The sequence below is a fragment of the Zoogloea sp. genome, assembly GCF_030157465.1.
Classification (GTDB): Bacteria; Pseudomonadota; Gammaproteobacteria; order Burkholderiales; family Rhodocyclaceae; genus Zoogloea.
The window spans coordinates 16,344-30,895 of record NZ_JAOAUU010000131.1 but is presented as its reverse complement, the minus strand read 5'-3'; the positions used below and the strand labels follow the sequence as shown (position 1 = coordinate 30,895).

At 61.6% G+C, this 14,552-nt stretch carries 15 protein-coding genes; 2 read left to right on the top strand and 13 right to left on the bottom strand.

From position 1 onward, the window contains the following. The 7 genes from iscA to Q1W26_RS15360 all read right to left on the bottom strand — a co-directional run bounded on the left by iscA (position 1) and on the right by Q1W26_RS15360 (position 5,337). A complete protein-coding gene (gene iscA / locus Q1W26_RS15390; protein ID WP_300442047.1) occupies positions 1-324 on the bottom strand; it encodes an iron-sulfur cluster assembly protein IscA in 324 nt (107 codons plus the stop codon). A 13-nt stretch (positions 325-337) separates the two neighbouring features. Next, positions 338-721 (bottom strand): Fe-S cluster assembly scaffold IscU, encoded by a 384-nt coding sequence (iscU, locus tag Q1W26_RS15385; protein ID WP_300442045.1) that lies wholly within the window; start codon positions 719-721, stop codon positions 338-340. Positions 722-734: 13 nt separating this feature from the next. After that, positions 735-1,946 carry an IscS subfamily cysteine desulfurase gene (locus tag Q1W26_RS15380; protein ID WP_300442043.1) on the bottom strand — a complete coding sequence of 404 codons (1,212 nt, stop codon included), beginning with the start codon at positions 1,944-1,946 and terminating at the stop codon, positions 735-737. Positions 1,947-1,990: 44 nt separating this feature from the next. Then, positions 1,991-3,139 carry a cysteine desulfurase family protein gene (locus Q1W26_RS15375; RefSeq protein ID WP_300442040.1) on the bottom strand — a complete coding sequence of 383 codons (1,149 nt, stop codon included), beginning with the start codon at positions 3,137-3,139 and terminating at the stop codon, positions 1,991-1,993. An 18-nt stretch (positions 3,140-3,157) separates the two neighbouring features. Then, positions 3,158-3,646, bottom strand: coding sequence for a Fe-S cluster assembly transcriptional regulator IscR (gene iscR, locus Q1W26_RS15370; protein WP_300442037.1), 489 nt, complete (start codon positions 3,644-3,646; stop codon positions 3,158-3,160). Positions 3,647-3,752: 106 nt separating this feature from the next. Continuing rightward, positions 3,753-4,517 carry a serine O-acetyltransferase gene (gene cysE / locus Q1W26_RS15365; RefSeq protein ID WP_300442034.1) on the bottom strand — a complete coding sequence of 255 codons (765 nt, stop codon included), beginning with the start codon at positions 4,515-4,517 and terminating at the stop codon, positions 3,753-3,755. A 91-nt stretch (positions 4,518-4,608) separates the two neighbouring features. Continuing rightward, positions 4,609-5,337: an RNA methyltransferase gene (locus Q1W26_RS15360; protein WP_300442031.1), complete on the bottom strand. Its 729-nt coding sequence runs from the start codon at positions 5,335-5,337 to the stop codon at positions 4,609-4,611. A 79-nt stretch (positions 5,338-5,416) separates the two neighbouring features. Here Q1W26_RS15360 and Q1W26_RS15355 point away from each other — a divergent pair, with 79 nt between their 5' ends. Together Q1W26_RS15355 and Q1W26_RS15350 are read left to right on the top strand one after the other, a co-directional pair. Continuing rightward, on the top strand, positions 5,417-6,223 hold the full coding sequence (locus Q1W26_RS15355; protein WP_300442028.1) for an inositol monophosphatase family protein: 807 nt from the start codon (positions 5,417-5,419) through the stop codon (positions 6,221-6,223). A 19-nt stretch (positions 6,224-6,242) separates the two neighbouring features. After that, positions 6,243-6,857, top strand: a complete 615-nt coding sequence (locus tag Q1W26_RS15350; protein WP_300442025.1) for an arylesterase — start codon at positions 6,243-6,245, stop codon at positions 6,855-6,857. Positions 6,858-6,915: 58 nt separating this feature from the next. Here the strand turns inward: Q1W26_RS15350 and Q1W26_RS15345 are convergent, their stop codons facing one another. The 6 genes from Q1W26_RS15345 to infB all read right to left on the bottom strand — a co-directional run bounded on the left by Q1W26_RS15345 (position 6,916) and on the right by infB (position 14,535). Then, complete coding sequence (locus Q1W26_RS15345; RefSeq protein WP_300442022.1) at positions 6,916-7,461, bottom strand: class I SAM-dependent methyltransferase; 546 nt, start codon at positions 7,459-7,461, stop codon at positions 6,916-6,918. 205 nt (positions 7,462-7,666) lie between these two features. Next, positions 7,667-9,778 (bottom strand): polyribonucleotide nucleotidyltransferase, encoded by a 2,112-nt coding sequence (pnp, locus tag Q1W26_RS15340; RefSeq protein ID WP_366143683.1) that lies wholly within the window; start codon positions 9,776-9,778, stop codon positions 7,667-7,669. A gap of 180 nt (positions 9,779-9,958) precedes the next feature. Then, on the bottom strand, positions 9,959-10,228 hold the full coding sequence (rpsO, locus tag Q1W26_RS15335) for a 30S ribosomal protein S15 (RefSeq protein ID WP_141349014.1): 270 nt from the start codon (positions 10,226-10,228) through the stop codon (positions 9,959-9,961). 74 nt (positions 10,229-10,302) lie between these two features. Beyond that, a complete protein-coding gene (truB, locus tag Q1W26_RS15330; RefSeq protein WP_300442016.1) occupies positions 10,303-11,220 on the bottom strand; it encodes a tRNA pseudouridine(55) synthase TruB in 918 nt (305 codons plus the stop codon). A gap of 45 nt (positions 11,221-11,265) precedes the next feature. Continuing rightward, positions 11,266-11,694 carry a 30S ribosome-binding factor RbfA gene (gene rbfA / locus Q1W26_RS15325; protein ID WP_300442014.1) on the bottom strand — a complete coding sequence of 143 codons (429 nt, stop codon included), beginning with the start codon at positions 11,692-11,694 and terminating at the stop codon, positions 11,266-11,268. Positions 11,695-11,697: 3 nt separating this feature from the next. Next, the gene (gene infB, locus Q1W26_RS15320) at positions 11,698-14,535 is read right to left on the bottom strand and encodes a translation initiation factor IF-2 (protein WP_300442011.1); all 2,838 of its coding nucleotides are present in this window, start codon (positions 14,533-14,535) and stop codon (positions 11,698-11,700) included. Positions 14,536-14,552 lie beyond the last annotated feature (17 nt).

The following is a 14,552-nucleotide window of genomic DNA, read 5'->3' as shown; positions in this document are numbered from 1 at the left end:
CTAGACGGTGAAGCTCTCGCCGCAGCCGCACTGGTCCTTCACGTTGGGGTTGTTGAACTTGAAACCTTCATTCAACCCTTCGCGCACGAAGTCCAGTTCGGTGCCGTCCATGTAAGGCAGGCTCTTGGGATCGATCATCACCTTCAGGCCGTGGCTTTCAAACACCACGTCTTCCGGCAGCACCTCGTCGGCAAATTCCAGCTTGTAGGCCATCCCGGAACAGCCCGACGTGCGCACGCCGAGGCGAATACCAACGCCCTTGCCGCGCTTGGCGATGAAGTTATCGATGTGCTTTGCAGCCTTGTCGGAGAGGGTAACTGCCATGATTGCGTTCCTTTCAGCCGTTGTGCTTTTTCTTGTAATCCTCGACCGCCGCCTTGATGGCATCCTCGGCCAGGATCGAGCAGTGGATCTTCACCGGGGGCAGGGCCAGCTCTTCGGCAATAGCGGTGTTCTTGATGTCCAGCGCCTGGTCGAGGGTCTTGCCCTTGACCCATTCGGTGACCAACGAACTCGACGCAATGGCCGAGCCACAACCGTAAGTCTTGAACTTGGCATCCTCAATGATGCCATCCTTGCCAACCTTGATCTGCAGCTTCATCACGTCGCCGCAGGCCGGAGCGCCGACCATGCCGGTACCCACGCCGTCGTCTTCCTTGCCGAAAGCACCGACGTTACGGGGGTTTTCGTAGTGGTCCAGAACCTTTTCGCTGTATGACATTTTTGCTCTCCTGTCAGTGGGCCGCCCACTGCACGGTATCAAGGTCGATGCCTTCCTTGAACATGTCCCAGAGGGGCGACAGTTCGCGGAGCTTGCCGACCTTGCGCTGCAGCAAGTCGATTGTATAGTCGATCTCCTCGGCCGTCGTGAAGCGGCCGATGGTGAAACGGATGGAACTGTGGGCCAGTTCGTCGTTGCGGCCAAGGGCGCGCAACACGTACGAAGGCTCAAGGCTGGCCGAGGTGCAGGCCGAACCGCTCGACACTGCAATGTCCTTGACCGCCATGATCAGGGATTCGCCTTCAACGTAGGCGAAACTGATGTTCAGGTTGTGCGGCACACGGTGCGCCATGTCGCCGTTTACAAAGCTTTCCTCGATGGCGGTCAGGCCGGTGAGCAGGCGATCACGCAGCGCGCCGATGCGCGTGTTTTCTTCGGCCATTTCCAGGCGGGCCAGACGGAACGCTTCGCCCATGCCGACGATCTGGTGAGTGGCCAGGGTGCCGGAACGCAGGCCGCGCTCGTGGCCGCCGCCGTGCATCTGCGCCTCGAGGCGCACGCGGGGCTTGCGACGCACGTACAGGGCGCCGATGCCCTTCGGGCCGTAGGTCTTGTGGGCGCAGAAAGACATCAGATCGACCTTCAGCTTCGACAGGTCGATCTCCACCTTGCCGGTGGCCTGGGCTGCATCCACATGGAAGATGATGCCCTTCTCGCGGCAGATCTCGCCGATCTCGGCGATCGGCTGGATCACGCCGATTTCGTTGTTCACGAAGAGCACTGAAATCACCACCGTATCGGGACGGATCGCCGCCTTGAGCACGTCGAGATCCACCAGGCCGTCTTCCTTGACGTCCAGATAGGTTGCCTCGAAGCCCTGGCGCTCGAGTTCGCGAACGGTATCCAGCACCGCCTTGTGCTCGGTCTTGAGGGTGATGATGTGCTTGCCCTTGCCCGAATAAAAATGGGCCGCGCCCTTGATCGCCAGGTTGTTGGATTCGGTCGCACCGGAGGTCCAGATGATCTCCTTGGAATCGGCATTCACCAGCTTTGCCACTTCCTCGCGTGCCTCTTCCACGGCCTTCTCGGCCGTCCAGCCATACGAGTGGCTGCGGGATGCCGGGTTACCGAACAGCTCCGTGAGGTAGGGAATCATCTTCTCCGCCACGCGGGGATCCACCGGCGTGGTCGCCGAGTAATCGAGGTAGATCGGAAACTTGAGCATCTTCATCTTCTCCGTGCTGCAAAAATTTAAATCGTTCCAATAACTTAGACCGCGATCGCGGCCAGCGTTCGAAGGCTGGCGAGATTCTCGCCGAGCGCCTTCAAAAATCCATCCACATCCTGCTGCGTGCTGCCGGCCCCAAAGCTGACACGCACCGCCGCCCGCGCGAGACTTTCGCCCACACCCATCGCCATGAGCGTATGGGAAGGCTCCGGGTTCGCGCTGGAGCAGGCCGAACCGCTCGCCACCGCAAAACCGGCCCGGTCGAGCTTGCCGACAAGCGTTTCGCCATCGACACCTTCGAAGGCAAAGAAGCTGGTATTCGAAAGCCGCGGAGCCGCCGCCGAAAAAATCTTTCCACCCAGTTGCACCAGCCCGGCTTCCAGCCGCAGCTGCAAGCCTGCCAGACGCTGCGAGCGCTCTTGACGGGCAGCCACAGCCAGCTCACAGGCCTTGCCGAAACCGACAATCGCCATGACGTTTTCGGTGCCGGAACGCAGATTGCGCTCCTGCCCGCCGCCGGCGATCAGGGGAGCCAGCTCGACCCGCTTATCGACGATCAGCGCGCCCGCACCCAGCGGGCCGTAAATCTTGTGGGCCGACACGCTGAGGCCATGCACACCGAGCGCCCGAAAATCCACATCGATCTTGCCAAGCGCCTGGACGGCATCGCAATGCATCCAGCCGCCCTTCGCGCGCACCCCGGCAGCCAAAGCGGCGACATCCTGGATAACGCCGGTTTCGTTATTGGCGAGCATCACCGAAACCAGCTTCGGCTTTTCAGCCAGCACGCCTTCAAAGGCCTGCAAATCAATCAATCCATCCGTATCGACGCCGATTTCCACACAGCGCCAGCCACTGCGCACCAGCTGCGTTGCGGGCTCGCGCACGCAGGGATGCTCGACGGCACTGACCGCCACCAGCCCCGGCTTCATCGAGGCTGCGGCGCCCTTGATGAAGAGGTTGTTGGCCTCGGAGCCGCCGCTGGTAAAAATGACTTCGGTGGGATGGGCATTGACTGCCACAGCCACCTGCGCCCTCGCCTCGTCGATGGCCTTGCGCGCCGCACGGCCGTATTCGTGACGGCTCGACGCATTGCCGAAACGCTCGCCCAGCCATGGCAGCATGGCTTCGCGCACAGCCGGATCAATCGGCGTGGTGGCGTTGTGGTCGAGGTAAACCGGCGCAAACATGAATTCTCTCCAGCCGTTTCAGGCCGTCAGCGGAAGCTTGGCGGCGCCGCGGGAGGCCGTCGCGGGGCGCTCGTCGTGCAGCACGGCCACCGGACCGCCCTTTGCGTGCTGCTGTTCGACCAGATTGGCCAGCGTCACCGAATGCAGGTACTCGTACATGCGCCGGTTGAGGTTGGTCCACAAATCGTGGGTCATGCAGCGATGTTCGTCCTTGCAGTTTTCCTTGCCGCCGCAGGATGTGGCATCGAGAGGCTCATCCACGGCCGCGATGATGTCCGCCACCGTGATCGTTGCCGTCTCGCGCGCCAGCGCATAACCGCCGCCCGGGCCGCGCACGCTGGTCACCAGCTCAAAGCGGCGCAGCTTGCCGAAAAGTTGCTCGAGGTAGGACAGGGATATCTTCTGGCGATCCGCGATACCCGCCAGCGTAACCGGCCCTTCGGCACAGCGCAGCGCCAGATCAATCATTGCTGTGACAGCAAAACGACCTTTGGTGGTGAGTCTCATGGGGGCTCCCGGTCCTGACTGGTTAATAGTTGAACGTTTCAGTCAAGATTACCAAACCCGACAAAAACGATCAACTATTTTCAGGCAAAGCGCACACCCAGCGTGCTCAATCGACCATTTTACCAAGGCCGAGCGGATCGAAGGCATCCTCCGACTTGACGGCATCGTCGACGCAGATACCCGCCTCAGTCAGTTTGTCGAGCAGAACGCGAATCCTGCGGTCAGTCTCGACCGCGTGATCGAGCAAGCCATGCAGCGCCTTGGACACCGGGTCGTCCATGTCGCGCGTCACGCCGTAGGCGGTAAAACCCATCTGCTCGGCCTTTGCCGCACGCGCCTGCGCGGCGGCGTCATTGTCCGCATCGATAACCCGCGCGGGGTTGCCGACCGCCGTGGCGCCCGCCGGCACCGGCTTGACGACCACCGCGTTGGAGCCGACCTTGGCGCCATCGCCGACCTCGAAACCGCCCAGCACTTTTGCACCGGCGCCGATCACAACGCCGCGACCAAGGGTCGGATGGCGCTTCGTGCCGCGGTAAAGCGACGTTCCGCCGAGGGTCACACCTTGGTAAATCGTGCAGTCATCGCCAATTTCGGCGGTTTCGCCGATGACGACGCCCATACCGTGGTCGATGAACACCCTCCGGCCAATGACCGCGCCCGGATGAATCTCGATACCGGTCAGCATTCGCCCGATGTGGCTGGAGAACCGCCCGACCCAGCGAAAGCCCCGAACCCAGGCGGCATGGGCGAAGCGGTGCAGCCAAAGGGCGTGCATTCCCGGATAGCAGGTGAGCACTTCCCACCTGGAGCGTGCAGCCGGATCCCGTTCAAGAACGTTGGACAGGTCTTCACGCAGACGACTGAACATGAGAGAGGACTCCCCGAAATTAACTCGTGCTTGTTCTCGCCCCGGCCAGCAGGCACGGGGAATTCTTGTTTTTAATCCCGACTATTTTAGTCTACTTTGAGTTTTTCTCGAAGGCGGTCAACATTCCGCGCAGGATGTTGACTTCATCCTTCTCGAGCCGGATGCGCCCGAACATCCGGCGCAAACGCGGCCACAGGCGCTTGGAATTCACGGGATTGAAAAAGCCGCTGGCCGTGATCGCCCTGTCAAGATGCCCGTAAAAACCCTCGATCTGCTCGTGGGTCGCCGGTTCGAACTCCAGCCCCGGCGCCTGCCCGGGATCAAGCGCCACCATGCGCAGCTCGTAGCAGAGGATCTGCACGGCCGCGCCGAGATTGAGCGACGAGTAGGTTTCACTGACCGGCACCTTGACCGGCATGTGACACAGGGCCACGTCCTCGTTGGAAAGCCCCATCGTCTCGTTGCCGAAGACCAGCGCCACATCACCATGCGCCGCCCGCTCGACCAGATCGACCGCCGCTTCCCGCGCCCACTTCATCGGCACCGCCATTTCACGCCGCCGGGCGGTCATCGCCGCAGCGAAAACCGTTCCCTCGAGCGCCTCGGCAAGGCTGCCGACGACCCGCGCATTGGCAAGGATGTCGTCCGCACCCGCCGCACGGGCGGTGGCAACAGGATCAGGGAAAGCCTGGGGACTCACCAGCACAAGATGCGACAGGCCCATGGTTTTCATGGCCCTGGCCGCTGCTCCGATATTGCCTGGATGACTGGTCCGAGAGAGGACGACACGCACGCGCTCAAGCGCGCCATCGTTGTTCATATTAAAATATGCGGTTTCCCGAATTAGAGTCGACCGGTGGGCCATTCATGCCCGGGCCGGCAGACCTTGCCAGACACCCATGCATCCCACTCTGAACATTGCCATCAAAGCCGCACGCCGTGCGGCCACAGTCATCAACCGGGCTTCGCTCGACGTCGATCTGCTACGCGTCGAGACAAAATCGCCCAACGATTTCGTAACCGAAGTAGACCGGGCGGCTGAAGAAGCCATCATCCAGGTACTCCGTGATGCCTATCCGAGCCACAGCATTTTAGCAGAAGAGTCCGGCGAGACCGGCCCGGAGGCCGACACCGAGTACCAGTGGATCATCGATCCCCTCGATGGCACCACCAACTTTCTCCACGGTTTTCCCCAATACGCAATCTCCATCGCACTGGCCCGGCGGGGCGTGGTCGAGCAGGCGGTGGTCTTCGACCCGAACCGCAACGAGATGTTCACCGCATCGAAGGGTGCCGGCGCATTCCTGAACGATCGCCGCATCCGCGTCTCGAAGCGTCTGCGTCTGCAGGAGGCCCTGGTCGGCACCGGCTTCCCCTACCGCCAGTTCGCCAACATCGACACCTACCTGGCCATCTTCAAGGAACTCACCCAGAAAACTGCCGGCCTGCGTCGCCCCGGCGCGGCAGCACTCGACCTGGCATACGTCGCAGCGGGTCGCCTCGATGGTTTCTGGGAGTTCGGCCTGTCGCCCTGGGACATGGCGGCCGGCAGCCTGCTGATCAGTGAAGCCGGCGGTCTGGTGAGCGATTTGTCCGGGGAATCCGGCTACCTGGCCAGCGGCAACATCGTCGCCGCCACACCCAAGGTCTTCCCGCCGTTGATGCAGATAATCCAGGGCCACTGCGCCGACAAGCTGCCCGCCTGAACGGCCGACAACCCGCCCGATGACCATTGCGGCCCTTCTCCGCTACGCACTGGCAGGCTTGCTGCTTGCCAGTGCGTCGGCGTTTGCAGGAACCGTGCTGGTCTGGGGCGACAGTCTGTCAGCCGGCTACGGCTTGCGCCCCCAGCAGGCCTGGCCGGCCCTCCTTGAAAAAAAGATCGCTGACGCGCGCCTTCCCCACAAGGTCATCAACGCCAGCATCAGCGGCGAAACCACCGCCGGCGGACGCAGCCGGCTACCCGCGGCACTGCAAACCCACCGCCCCTCGCTGGTCGTCATCGAGTTGGGCGCCAATGACGGGCTCCGCGGGCTTCCCGTAGCGGCCATGAGCACCAACCTCCAGGCCATGATCGACGCAAGCCGCCAGGCCGGCGCCAAGGTGCTGCTGATCGGCATGCGCATGCCGCCCAACTACGGCCCGGACTACACCACCCGCTTCGAAAAAGCCTTCCAGGATCTGGCCAGGGCCAACAAGCTGCGCCTCGTGCCCTTCATGATGGAAGGCTTCGCCGACCAACGCGCCTATTTCCAGCAGGATGGCATCCATCCGGTTGCCGACGCCCAGCCCCTCATCCTCGATACCATCTGGCGCGAACTCAAGCCGCTGCTGCGCTGAGCCCTGATCAACCCCGAAGCACCTCGAGCGAAACGCTCGGACGATTTCGCTCTGCCTCTCATGGCAGGCGCAAGGAAGGGTTGTGCCCCTTAACCGCGCAGATGCGCTGAATGACCGCCGGCTTGGGCTCCGCGACTTCACCCTGCTCGTAGGCAAGTACGGTGCACGCGTCCGCGACGCGCTCGAAGAGCTCGTGGGAGCGGAGCAAGAACGCCTCGTTGCTCGGCTTGCCGAAGCGCTCGTTACCAACCATGAAAGTCTCGTAGATCAGTACGCCACCATGGTTCAGCGCAGTCAGCAACAGAGGCAGACGGGGCCGATAAAGATAATTGGTCACCACGATCGCATCGAAATGGCGACCGGCATAGGGCCACGGCCCCTCCTCCAGATCTGCTTCACGGGTCGTCAAATGGGGCGTACCCGTCAGCAGCTCCAGCGCCACCGCATCCCTGTCCACCGCTTCGACGCGAAATCCCTTGCTCGCCAGCCAGCGCGCATGCCGGCCGCTGCCGCAGGCAAAATCAAGCACCTCGCCATCGGCAGCAATCAGTGGCGCAAAACGGGTAACCCACGGAGACGGAGTAAGCGAAGCAGCTCGGCTCATCAGCGATCAAAGCCTCCAGGAATGAAATTGATTTTTGCAATACCGGGCAAAGCATGAGCCCTTTCCGGTCTGACGACCACTTCCTGCCGCGGTTCCCGCGAAAATCGGCCGCCTCACCAAACCGTGCGACGACATTCGGGTGAAACGCACTCACCAATAAAAACGGGCGCCCAAGCGCCCGTTTTTGCAAAGAACCAAACCCGGATTACTGGGCTTGTTCGTTCAGCAACGCCTTCATCGACAGGCGGACACGACCCTTTTCGTCAGTCTCGAGCACCTTGACGCGAACGACCTGACCTTCCTTGAGGTAGTCGGACACGGCATTGACGCGCTCGTTGGCGATCTGGGAGACGTGCAGCAAACCGTCACGACCCGGCATGATGTTGATGATCGCGCCGAAATCGAGAATACGCAGCACGGGGCCTTCGTAGACCTTGCCCACCTCCACTTCGGCGGTGATGTCCTCGATGCGCTTCTTGGCGATCTGGGCACCTTCGGAGCTCACGGAAGAAATCGTCACGTTGCCGTCGTCGGTGATTTCGATGATCGTGCCGGTTTCTTCCTGCAGGCCACGAATCACGGCACCGCCCTTGCCGATCACGTCACGGATCTTCTCGGGGTTGATCTTCAGCGTGATCATGCGCGGAGCGAAGTCGGAAACCTCACCACGGGCACCGCCGAGGGCGTCCTGCATCAGACCGAGGATATGCAGACGGCCTTCCTTGGCCTGGGCCAGGGCGACCTGCATGATTTCCTTGGTGATACCGAGGATCTTGATGTCCATCTGCAGTGCAGTAACACCGTTTTCGGTACCCGCCACCTTGAAGTCCATGTCGCCGAGGTGATCTTCGTCGCCAAGGATGTCGGTCAGCACGGCAAAACGGCCGCCGTCCTTGATCAGGCCCATGGCGATGCCAGCCACCGGAGCCGACAGCGGAACGCCCGCATCCATCATGGCCAGGGAGCCGCCGCACACGGAAGCCATCGAGCTGGAGCCATTGGATTCGGTAATCTCGGACACCACGCGAACGGTGTAGCTGAACGCTTCCTTGCTCGGCAGCACGCCGGCCAAGGCACGCTTGGCGAGGCGGCCATGGCCGATTTCGCGACGCTTCGGCGAACCGAAACGACCGCACTCACCCGTGGAGAACGGCGGGAAGTTGTAGTGCAGCATGAAGCGCTCGCGGTACTCGCCGGCAACTGCATCGATGATCTGCTCGTCGCGGCCGGTGCCGAGGGTGGTCACAACCAGCGCCTGGGTTTCGCCGCGGGTAAACAGCGCGGAACCGTGGGTACGCGGCAGCACGCCGACACGAATGTCGATCGGACGCACGGTGCGGGTGTCCCGACCATCGATACGCGGCTCGCCGCTCAGGATGCGGCCACGGACGACCTTGGCTTCCAGGTCGAAAATGATGTTGTTGACAGTGTTGGCGTCGAATACGACACCTTCAGCAGCCAGCGTTTCGTGCACTTCCTTGCCGATCGCCGACAGCTGCTGCGAACGGGCTTGCTTGGCAGTGATGCGGAAGGCTTCGTCAACCTTGGCGCTGGCAATCTCGGTAACGCGGGCAATCAGGGCCTCGTTCTTGGCCGGGGCCTGCCAGTCCCACTCGGGCTTGCCGGCTTCTTCAACCAGCTCGTTGATGGCCTGGATGGCAGCCTGCATCTGGGTGTGGCCAAACACCACGCCGCCGAGCATCACTTCTTCAGACAGCTCGAGGGCTTCCGATTCGACCATCAGCACCGCGGTTTCGGTACCGGCAACCACCAGGTTCATCTTGCTGGTCTGCAGCTGGGTGGCGGTCGGGTTGAGGATGTACTCGCCGTTGTTGTAGCCCACGCGGCAGGCGCCGATCGGGCCGGCAAACGGGATGCCGGCAATCGCCAGCGCCGCGGACGCAGCGATCATCGCGGGGATGTCGGCGTCAACTTCCGGATTCAGGGACACCACCTGGGCAATGACCTGCACTTCGTTGTAGAAGCCTTCCGGAAACAGCGGGCGGATCGGACGATCGATCAGTCGGGAAGTCAGCGTTTCCTTCTCGGTCGGACGACCTTCCCGCTTGAAAAAGCCACCGGGGATACGGCCGGCCGCGTAGAACTTCTCAACGTAATCAACGGTCAGCGGGAAAAAATCCTGGCCCGGCTTGGCGTTCTTCGCCGCAACCACGGTCGCCAGCACCACGGTGTCGTCCATGGTAATAAGCACAGCACCATGAGCCTGACGGGCAATTTCGCCGGTTTCCAGGGTGACGGTGTGGGAGCCGTAGGTAAAAGTTTTCTTGATTGCAGTAGGCAAAGGATGTCCTTTCATTCAATCGGCAGGCGGCAAACCACAACCGCACGTGTAGCCGAGGTAAAAGCGCCGTTTTCTCTGGCGCACAGATGTGACAAAGCCGGCGAAGCCACGTGGGCTTACACCGGCTGTGCCCATGACCAAACCTGCACGACTGGCAGGATTGTCACGTTCAGTAACGAAGCTATTTCTATCCGCTTACTTGCGCAGGCCAAGGCGAGCGATCAGCTCACGATAGCTGTCGACGTTCTTGCGCTTCAGGTAGTCAAGGAGTTTGCGACGCTGGCTAACCATCATCAGCAGACCGCGACGGGAATGGTGATCCTTGACGTTGGCCTTGAAGTGGCCGGTCAGATCGTTGATGCGGGCGGTAAGCAGAGCGACTTGCACTTCCGGAGATCCGGTATCGCCCTTGGCGCGCTGGTAGTCACCAACGATTTGCGCTTTTTGTTCAGTGGAGATTGCCATTGTTTAACTCGGTTAGTTGTAGCCTTGCGAAGCTCGCGATTATATCGAACGGATGCCCGATTACTCAAGACATTTCATTGGTTGCTGGTCGAAATCAGGCGTGTCGGCACCAGCGCGCCGGCGTCATCGAGACTTCCCACGCCAAGAAAACCTTCATCATGATAGACCCGAAACATCTCCCCCGCCGCACCAATGCAGCCCTGCGCCGACTGGCCATGGGTGAAACTGCGGGTCTGGTTCGCATCGAGATCGAGCCGCGGCAAATGCACCAGTAGCGAGTCGACAGGAGCAAGCAGGCTGTCCCGCTCTTCGGGAGGCATGGCCTCGATATCCGCCAGCGGCACCGTGCCGTCGATAACGAAAGGGCCGATGCGCGTGCGCCTCAAGGCGGTGAGATGGGCGCCACAGCCCAGCATGGCGCCGAGATCGGAGGCGAGGGTACGCACATAGGTGCCCTTGCTGCACTCCACCCGGACCATGAGGCTGTCACCGTCGCGGCCGAGACATTCAAATCGATGGATCTTTACATGACGCGGCTCGCGGGGAATCTCGACCCCGGCCCGAGCGTACTCGTAGAGTGCCTTCCCGTGATGCTTGAGGGCCGAATACATGGGTGGAACCTGTTCGATATCACCCCGTAGCTGCACCAGCGCCCGTTCGATGTCGGAGTCGGAAACGTCAACCGGGCAGCGGGCCAGCACTTCGCCTTCGGCATCAGCCGTCGTCGTTGTCACGCCAAGCAGCACGGTCGCGTCATAGGCCTTGTCTGCGTCGAGCAAGGTCTGGGAGAACTTGGTGGCCTCCCCAAGAGTGAGCGGCAACAAGCCACTCGCCATCGGGTCCAGCGTGCCGGTATGGCCGCCCTTGGCTGCGTTCAAGAGCCAGCGGGCCTTCTGAAGGGCATTGTTGGAGCTGATGCCGACAGGTTTGTCCAGAAACAGGACGCCATTGACGACACGACGCGGAGTGCGTCGCTGAGGAGCTTTGGCCAAACGGGAAAATTCCTGAAAAGGCGCTGCAAACGCAGCGCCTGGATCTCAACGGGACGAATCCGGCTCCGCTCCACCGGCATCGCCTTCATCCGCCACATCGCCGGTCTCGTCGGCACGGTGACGATCAGCCTCGATGGCCTTGTCGATGAGCGCGGAAATCCGGTTGCCGGTTTCCACAGAAGGGTCGTAGACGAAATGCAGCTCGGGCAGCGTATGAATACGGATACGTTTGCCAAGCTCGCGACGCAGGAAGCTGCTGGCCCTACGCAAACCCCTGAGGATTTCGTCGAGCCCTTCCTGCCCCGTCATCGAGGTGAAGAATATCTTTGCGTGTGCGTAGTCCGGCGTGATCTCCACGTCGGTCAGGGTAATGAAACCGACGCGAGGATCCTTAACTTCGAGCCGGATCAGCTCGGCCAGTTCGCGGCGGACTTGCTCAGCCACGCGCTGGCCACGGGAAAACTCCTTGGGCATGGCTTACAGGGTCCGCGCAACTTCCTGGATTTCGAACACTTCGAGCTGGTCGCTTTCCTGGAGATCATTGAAATTCCGGACCTGCAGACCGCACTCGTAGCCGAACTTGACTTCCTTGACGTCGTCCTTGAATCGCTTGAGCGATTCAAGCTCACCGCTATGGATGACCACGTGGTTGCGCAGCACGCGAACCTGCGCGTTACGCTTGACGAGACCTTCGAGTACGTAACAACCGGCGATCGTGCCGACCTTGGAGATCGTGAAGACCTGGCGAATTTCGACCAGACCCAGAACCTGCTCACGCTTTTCGGGCGCCAGCATTCCGGACAGGGCGCTCTTAACTTCATCCACTGCATCGTAGATGATGTTGTAGTAGCGCAGATCCACGCCAAAAGTCTCTGCCAGCTTGCGGGCATTGGCATCGGCACGGATGTTGAAGCCGATGATGACAGCACCCGAGGCCTGGGCAAGGTTGACGTCGGACTCGCTGATTGCCCCGACGCCGCCGTGGATAACCTGAACCCGGACTTCCTCGTTGGACAGCTTGACCAGCGAATGGGCCAGCGCTTCCTGGGAGCCCTGCACGTCGGCCTTGATGATCAGGGGCAGGGTCTTGACCTCGCCCTCGCCCATCTGTTCGAACATGCTCTCGAGCTTGGCTGCCTGCAGCTTGGCGAGCTTTACGTCACGGAACTTGCCCTGACGGAACAGCGCGATTTCCCGCGCCTTGCGCTCGTCGGCCAGCGCCACGACTTCATCACCGGCACCCGGCACCTCGGACAGGCCTAGGATTTCCACCGGAATGGAAGGACCAGCCTCGTCGATCGGCTTGCCATTTTCATCGAGCATCGCACGGACACGACCAAAAGTCGCACCAGCCAGCACCACGTCACCACGCCGAAGCGTGCCGGACTGGACCAGCAGGGTTGCCACCGGACCACGCCCCTTGTCGAGACGGGCTTCGATGATCAGTCCCTTGGCCATGCTTTCGCGAGGAGCCGTGAGTTCGAGCACTTCAGCCTGCAGCAGGATGCCTTCGAGCAGGCTGTCGATGCCCTGCCCCGTCTTCGCCGACACTTCGACGAACATCGTATCGCCGCCATAGGCTTCCGGCACGACGCCTTCAGTGATCAGTTCCTGACGAACACGCTCAAGGTTGGCACCCGGCTTGTCAATCTTGTTCACCGCCACGATCAAGGGCACTTCGGCCGCCTTCGCATGGTGAATGGCTTCCTTGGTCTGGGGCATTACGCCGTCGTCGGCTGCAACCACCAGAACGACAAGGTCGGTTGCCTTGGCGCCACGGGCACGCATCGCCGTAAAGGCCTCGTGACCCGGGGTGTCGAGGAAGGTAACCATGCCACGATCGGTTTCCACGTGGTAGGCACCAATATGCTGCGTGATGCCGCCGGCTTCGCCTGCGGCGACCTTGGCGCGACGGATGTAGTCGAGCAGCGACGTCTTGCCGTGGTCGACGTGACCCATGACGGTGACCACGGGAGCGCGGGGCTCCAGCGGAATATCCTTATGCTCGACGTCTTCCTCAAGGAAAGCATCCGGATCGTCCAGCTTGGCTGCCAGCGCCTTGTGGCCCATTTCCTCGACGATGATCATCGCCGTGTCCTGGTCCAGCACCTGGTTGATGGTAACCATGGAACCCATCTTCATCAGGGCCTTGATGACCTCGACGGCCTTGACGGACATCTTGTGGGCCAGATCGGCAACCGAGATGGTTTCCGGCACGTGCACTTCGCGCACGATCGGCTCAGTCGGAGCAACGAAGGCAGTGGTGTCCTGGTGACGACCGCCACTGCGGCCACCACTGCGGCCGCCGCCACGCCAGCCACCGGCACCGCCGGTCGTATCACCGCGGGTCTTGATTCCACCGCGACGCTTGGCGTCGCCGGGCGCTTCCTTGCTGACGACTTTTTTGACTTCCTTGCGGACGCCCTTGTCTTCAGTCTTGGCAGGCTTGTGCAGCGTACCCGTCTTGGGCGGAGCTTCGGCCTCGACCTTGGCCTTTTCGACAGCGGCCAGACGTTGCTTCTCGTCTTCGGCGCGCTGCAGCATGGTTGCACGGGCGCGAGCTTCACGCTCCTGCTTTTCCTTGACATCCGCAGCCTGACGGGCCGCCAGTTCGGAGTGGCGCTGGGCTTCGCGTTCCCGCGCAGCTTTTTCTTCAACACTCAGGATCGAACCAGCCACGACGCGGCGCACCGGGGTTGCCGGACGCTCAGCTTTAGGCTCGGCAGGCTTCTGTTCCGCCTTGGGCGCAACCTTGACCTCAGGCACCTCGACGGGAGCCGGAGCAGGCTCGGGTTCCGGAACGGGTTCCGGTTCCGGTTCCGGCTCCTTGGCAACGACTACGGGCTCAGGCTCGGGCACAACTTCGACCGCAGGCTCGACTTCCGGAGCAGCGACCACCACCTCGGGCTCGATCGGCTCGACCACAGGAACGACAACCGGCTCGAGTTCCTGCACGGCAGCCTGCACCGCCACTTCTTCAGCCGCTGCACTGACGGCGGTCTCCGACGCGGGTGTTTCATCGCGCTTCACGAAGGTTCGCTTCTTGCGGACCTCGACCTGCACCGTGCGGGCACGCCCCGTGGAGTCGGTTGCCCGAATCTCACTGGTTTCCTTGCGCGTCAGCGTGATTTTGGATTTTGCTGCGGTATCTCCATGAGCGCGACGGAGAAAGTCGAGCAAACGGGATTTATCCTGCTCAGAAAGCAGATCGGATTCCCGTGCCTTGTCAACGCCAGCCTTTTGCAACTGCTCGAGCAACACGGAGGCCGGCATTTTAAGTTCGCCGGCAAATTGTGTAACGGTTGTCTGTCCCATATTAACCCTCCGGGGTA

Coding starts and splice junctions, on each gene's coding strand:
- Q1W26_RS15345 (WP_300442022.1), bottom strand. CDS start 7,461: ATGAGCCGAGCTGCTTCGCTTACTCCGTCTCCGTGGGTTACCCGTTTT.
- pnp (WP_366143683.1), bottom strand. CDS start 9,778: ATGAAAGGACATCCTTTGCCTACTGCAATCAAGAAAACTTTTACCTAC.
- infB (WP_300442011.1), bottom strand. CDS start 14,535: ATGGGACAGACAACCGTTACACAATTTGCCGGCGAACTTAAAATGCCG.
- rpsO (WP_141349014.1), bottom strand. CDS start 10,228: ATGGCAATCTCCACTGAACAAAAAGCGCAAATCGTTGGTGACTACCAG.
- Q1W26_RS15350 (WP_300442025.1), top strand. CDS start 6,243: ATGACCATTGCGGCCCTTCTCCGCTACGCACTGGCAGGCTTGCTGCTT.
- Q1W26_RS15355 (WP_300442028.1), top strand. CDS start 5,417: ATGCATCCCACTCTGAACATTGCCATCAAAGCCGCACGCCGTGCGGCC.
- rbfA (WP_300442014.1), bottom strand. CDS start 11,694: ATGCCCAAGGAGTTTTCCCGTGGCCAGCGCGTGGCTGAGCAAGTCCGC.
- Q1W26_RS15380 (WP_300442043.1), bottom strand. CDS start 1,946: ATGCTCAAGTTTCCGATCTACCTCGATTACTCGGCGACCACGCCGGTG.
- cysE (WP_300442034.1), bottom strand. CDS start 4,517: ATGTTCAGTCGTCTGCGTGAAGACCTGTCCAACGTTCTTGAACGGGAT.
- iscR (WP_300442037.1), bottom strand. CDS start 3,646: ATGAGACTCACCACCAAAGGTCGTTTTGCTGTCACAGCAATGATTGAT.
- iscU (WP_300442045.1), bottom strand. CDS start 721: ATGTCATACAGCGAAAAGGTTCTGGACCACTACGAAAACCCCCGTAAC.
- Q1W26_RS15360 (WP_300442031.1), bottom strand. CDS start 5,337: ATGAACAACGATGGCGCGCTTGAGCGCGTGCGTGTCGTCCTCTCTCGG.
- iscA (WP_300442047.1), bottom strand. CDS start 324: ATGGCAGTTACCCTCTCCGACAAGGCTGCAAAGCACATCGATAACTTC.
- Q1W26_RS15375 (WP_300442040.1), bottom strand. CDS start 3,139: ATGTTTGCGCCGGTTTACCTCGACCACAACGCCACCACGCCGATTGAT.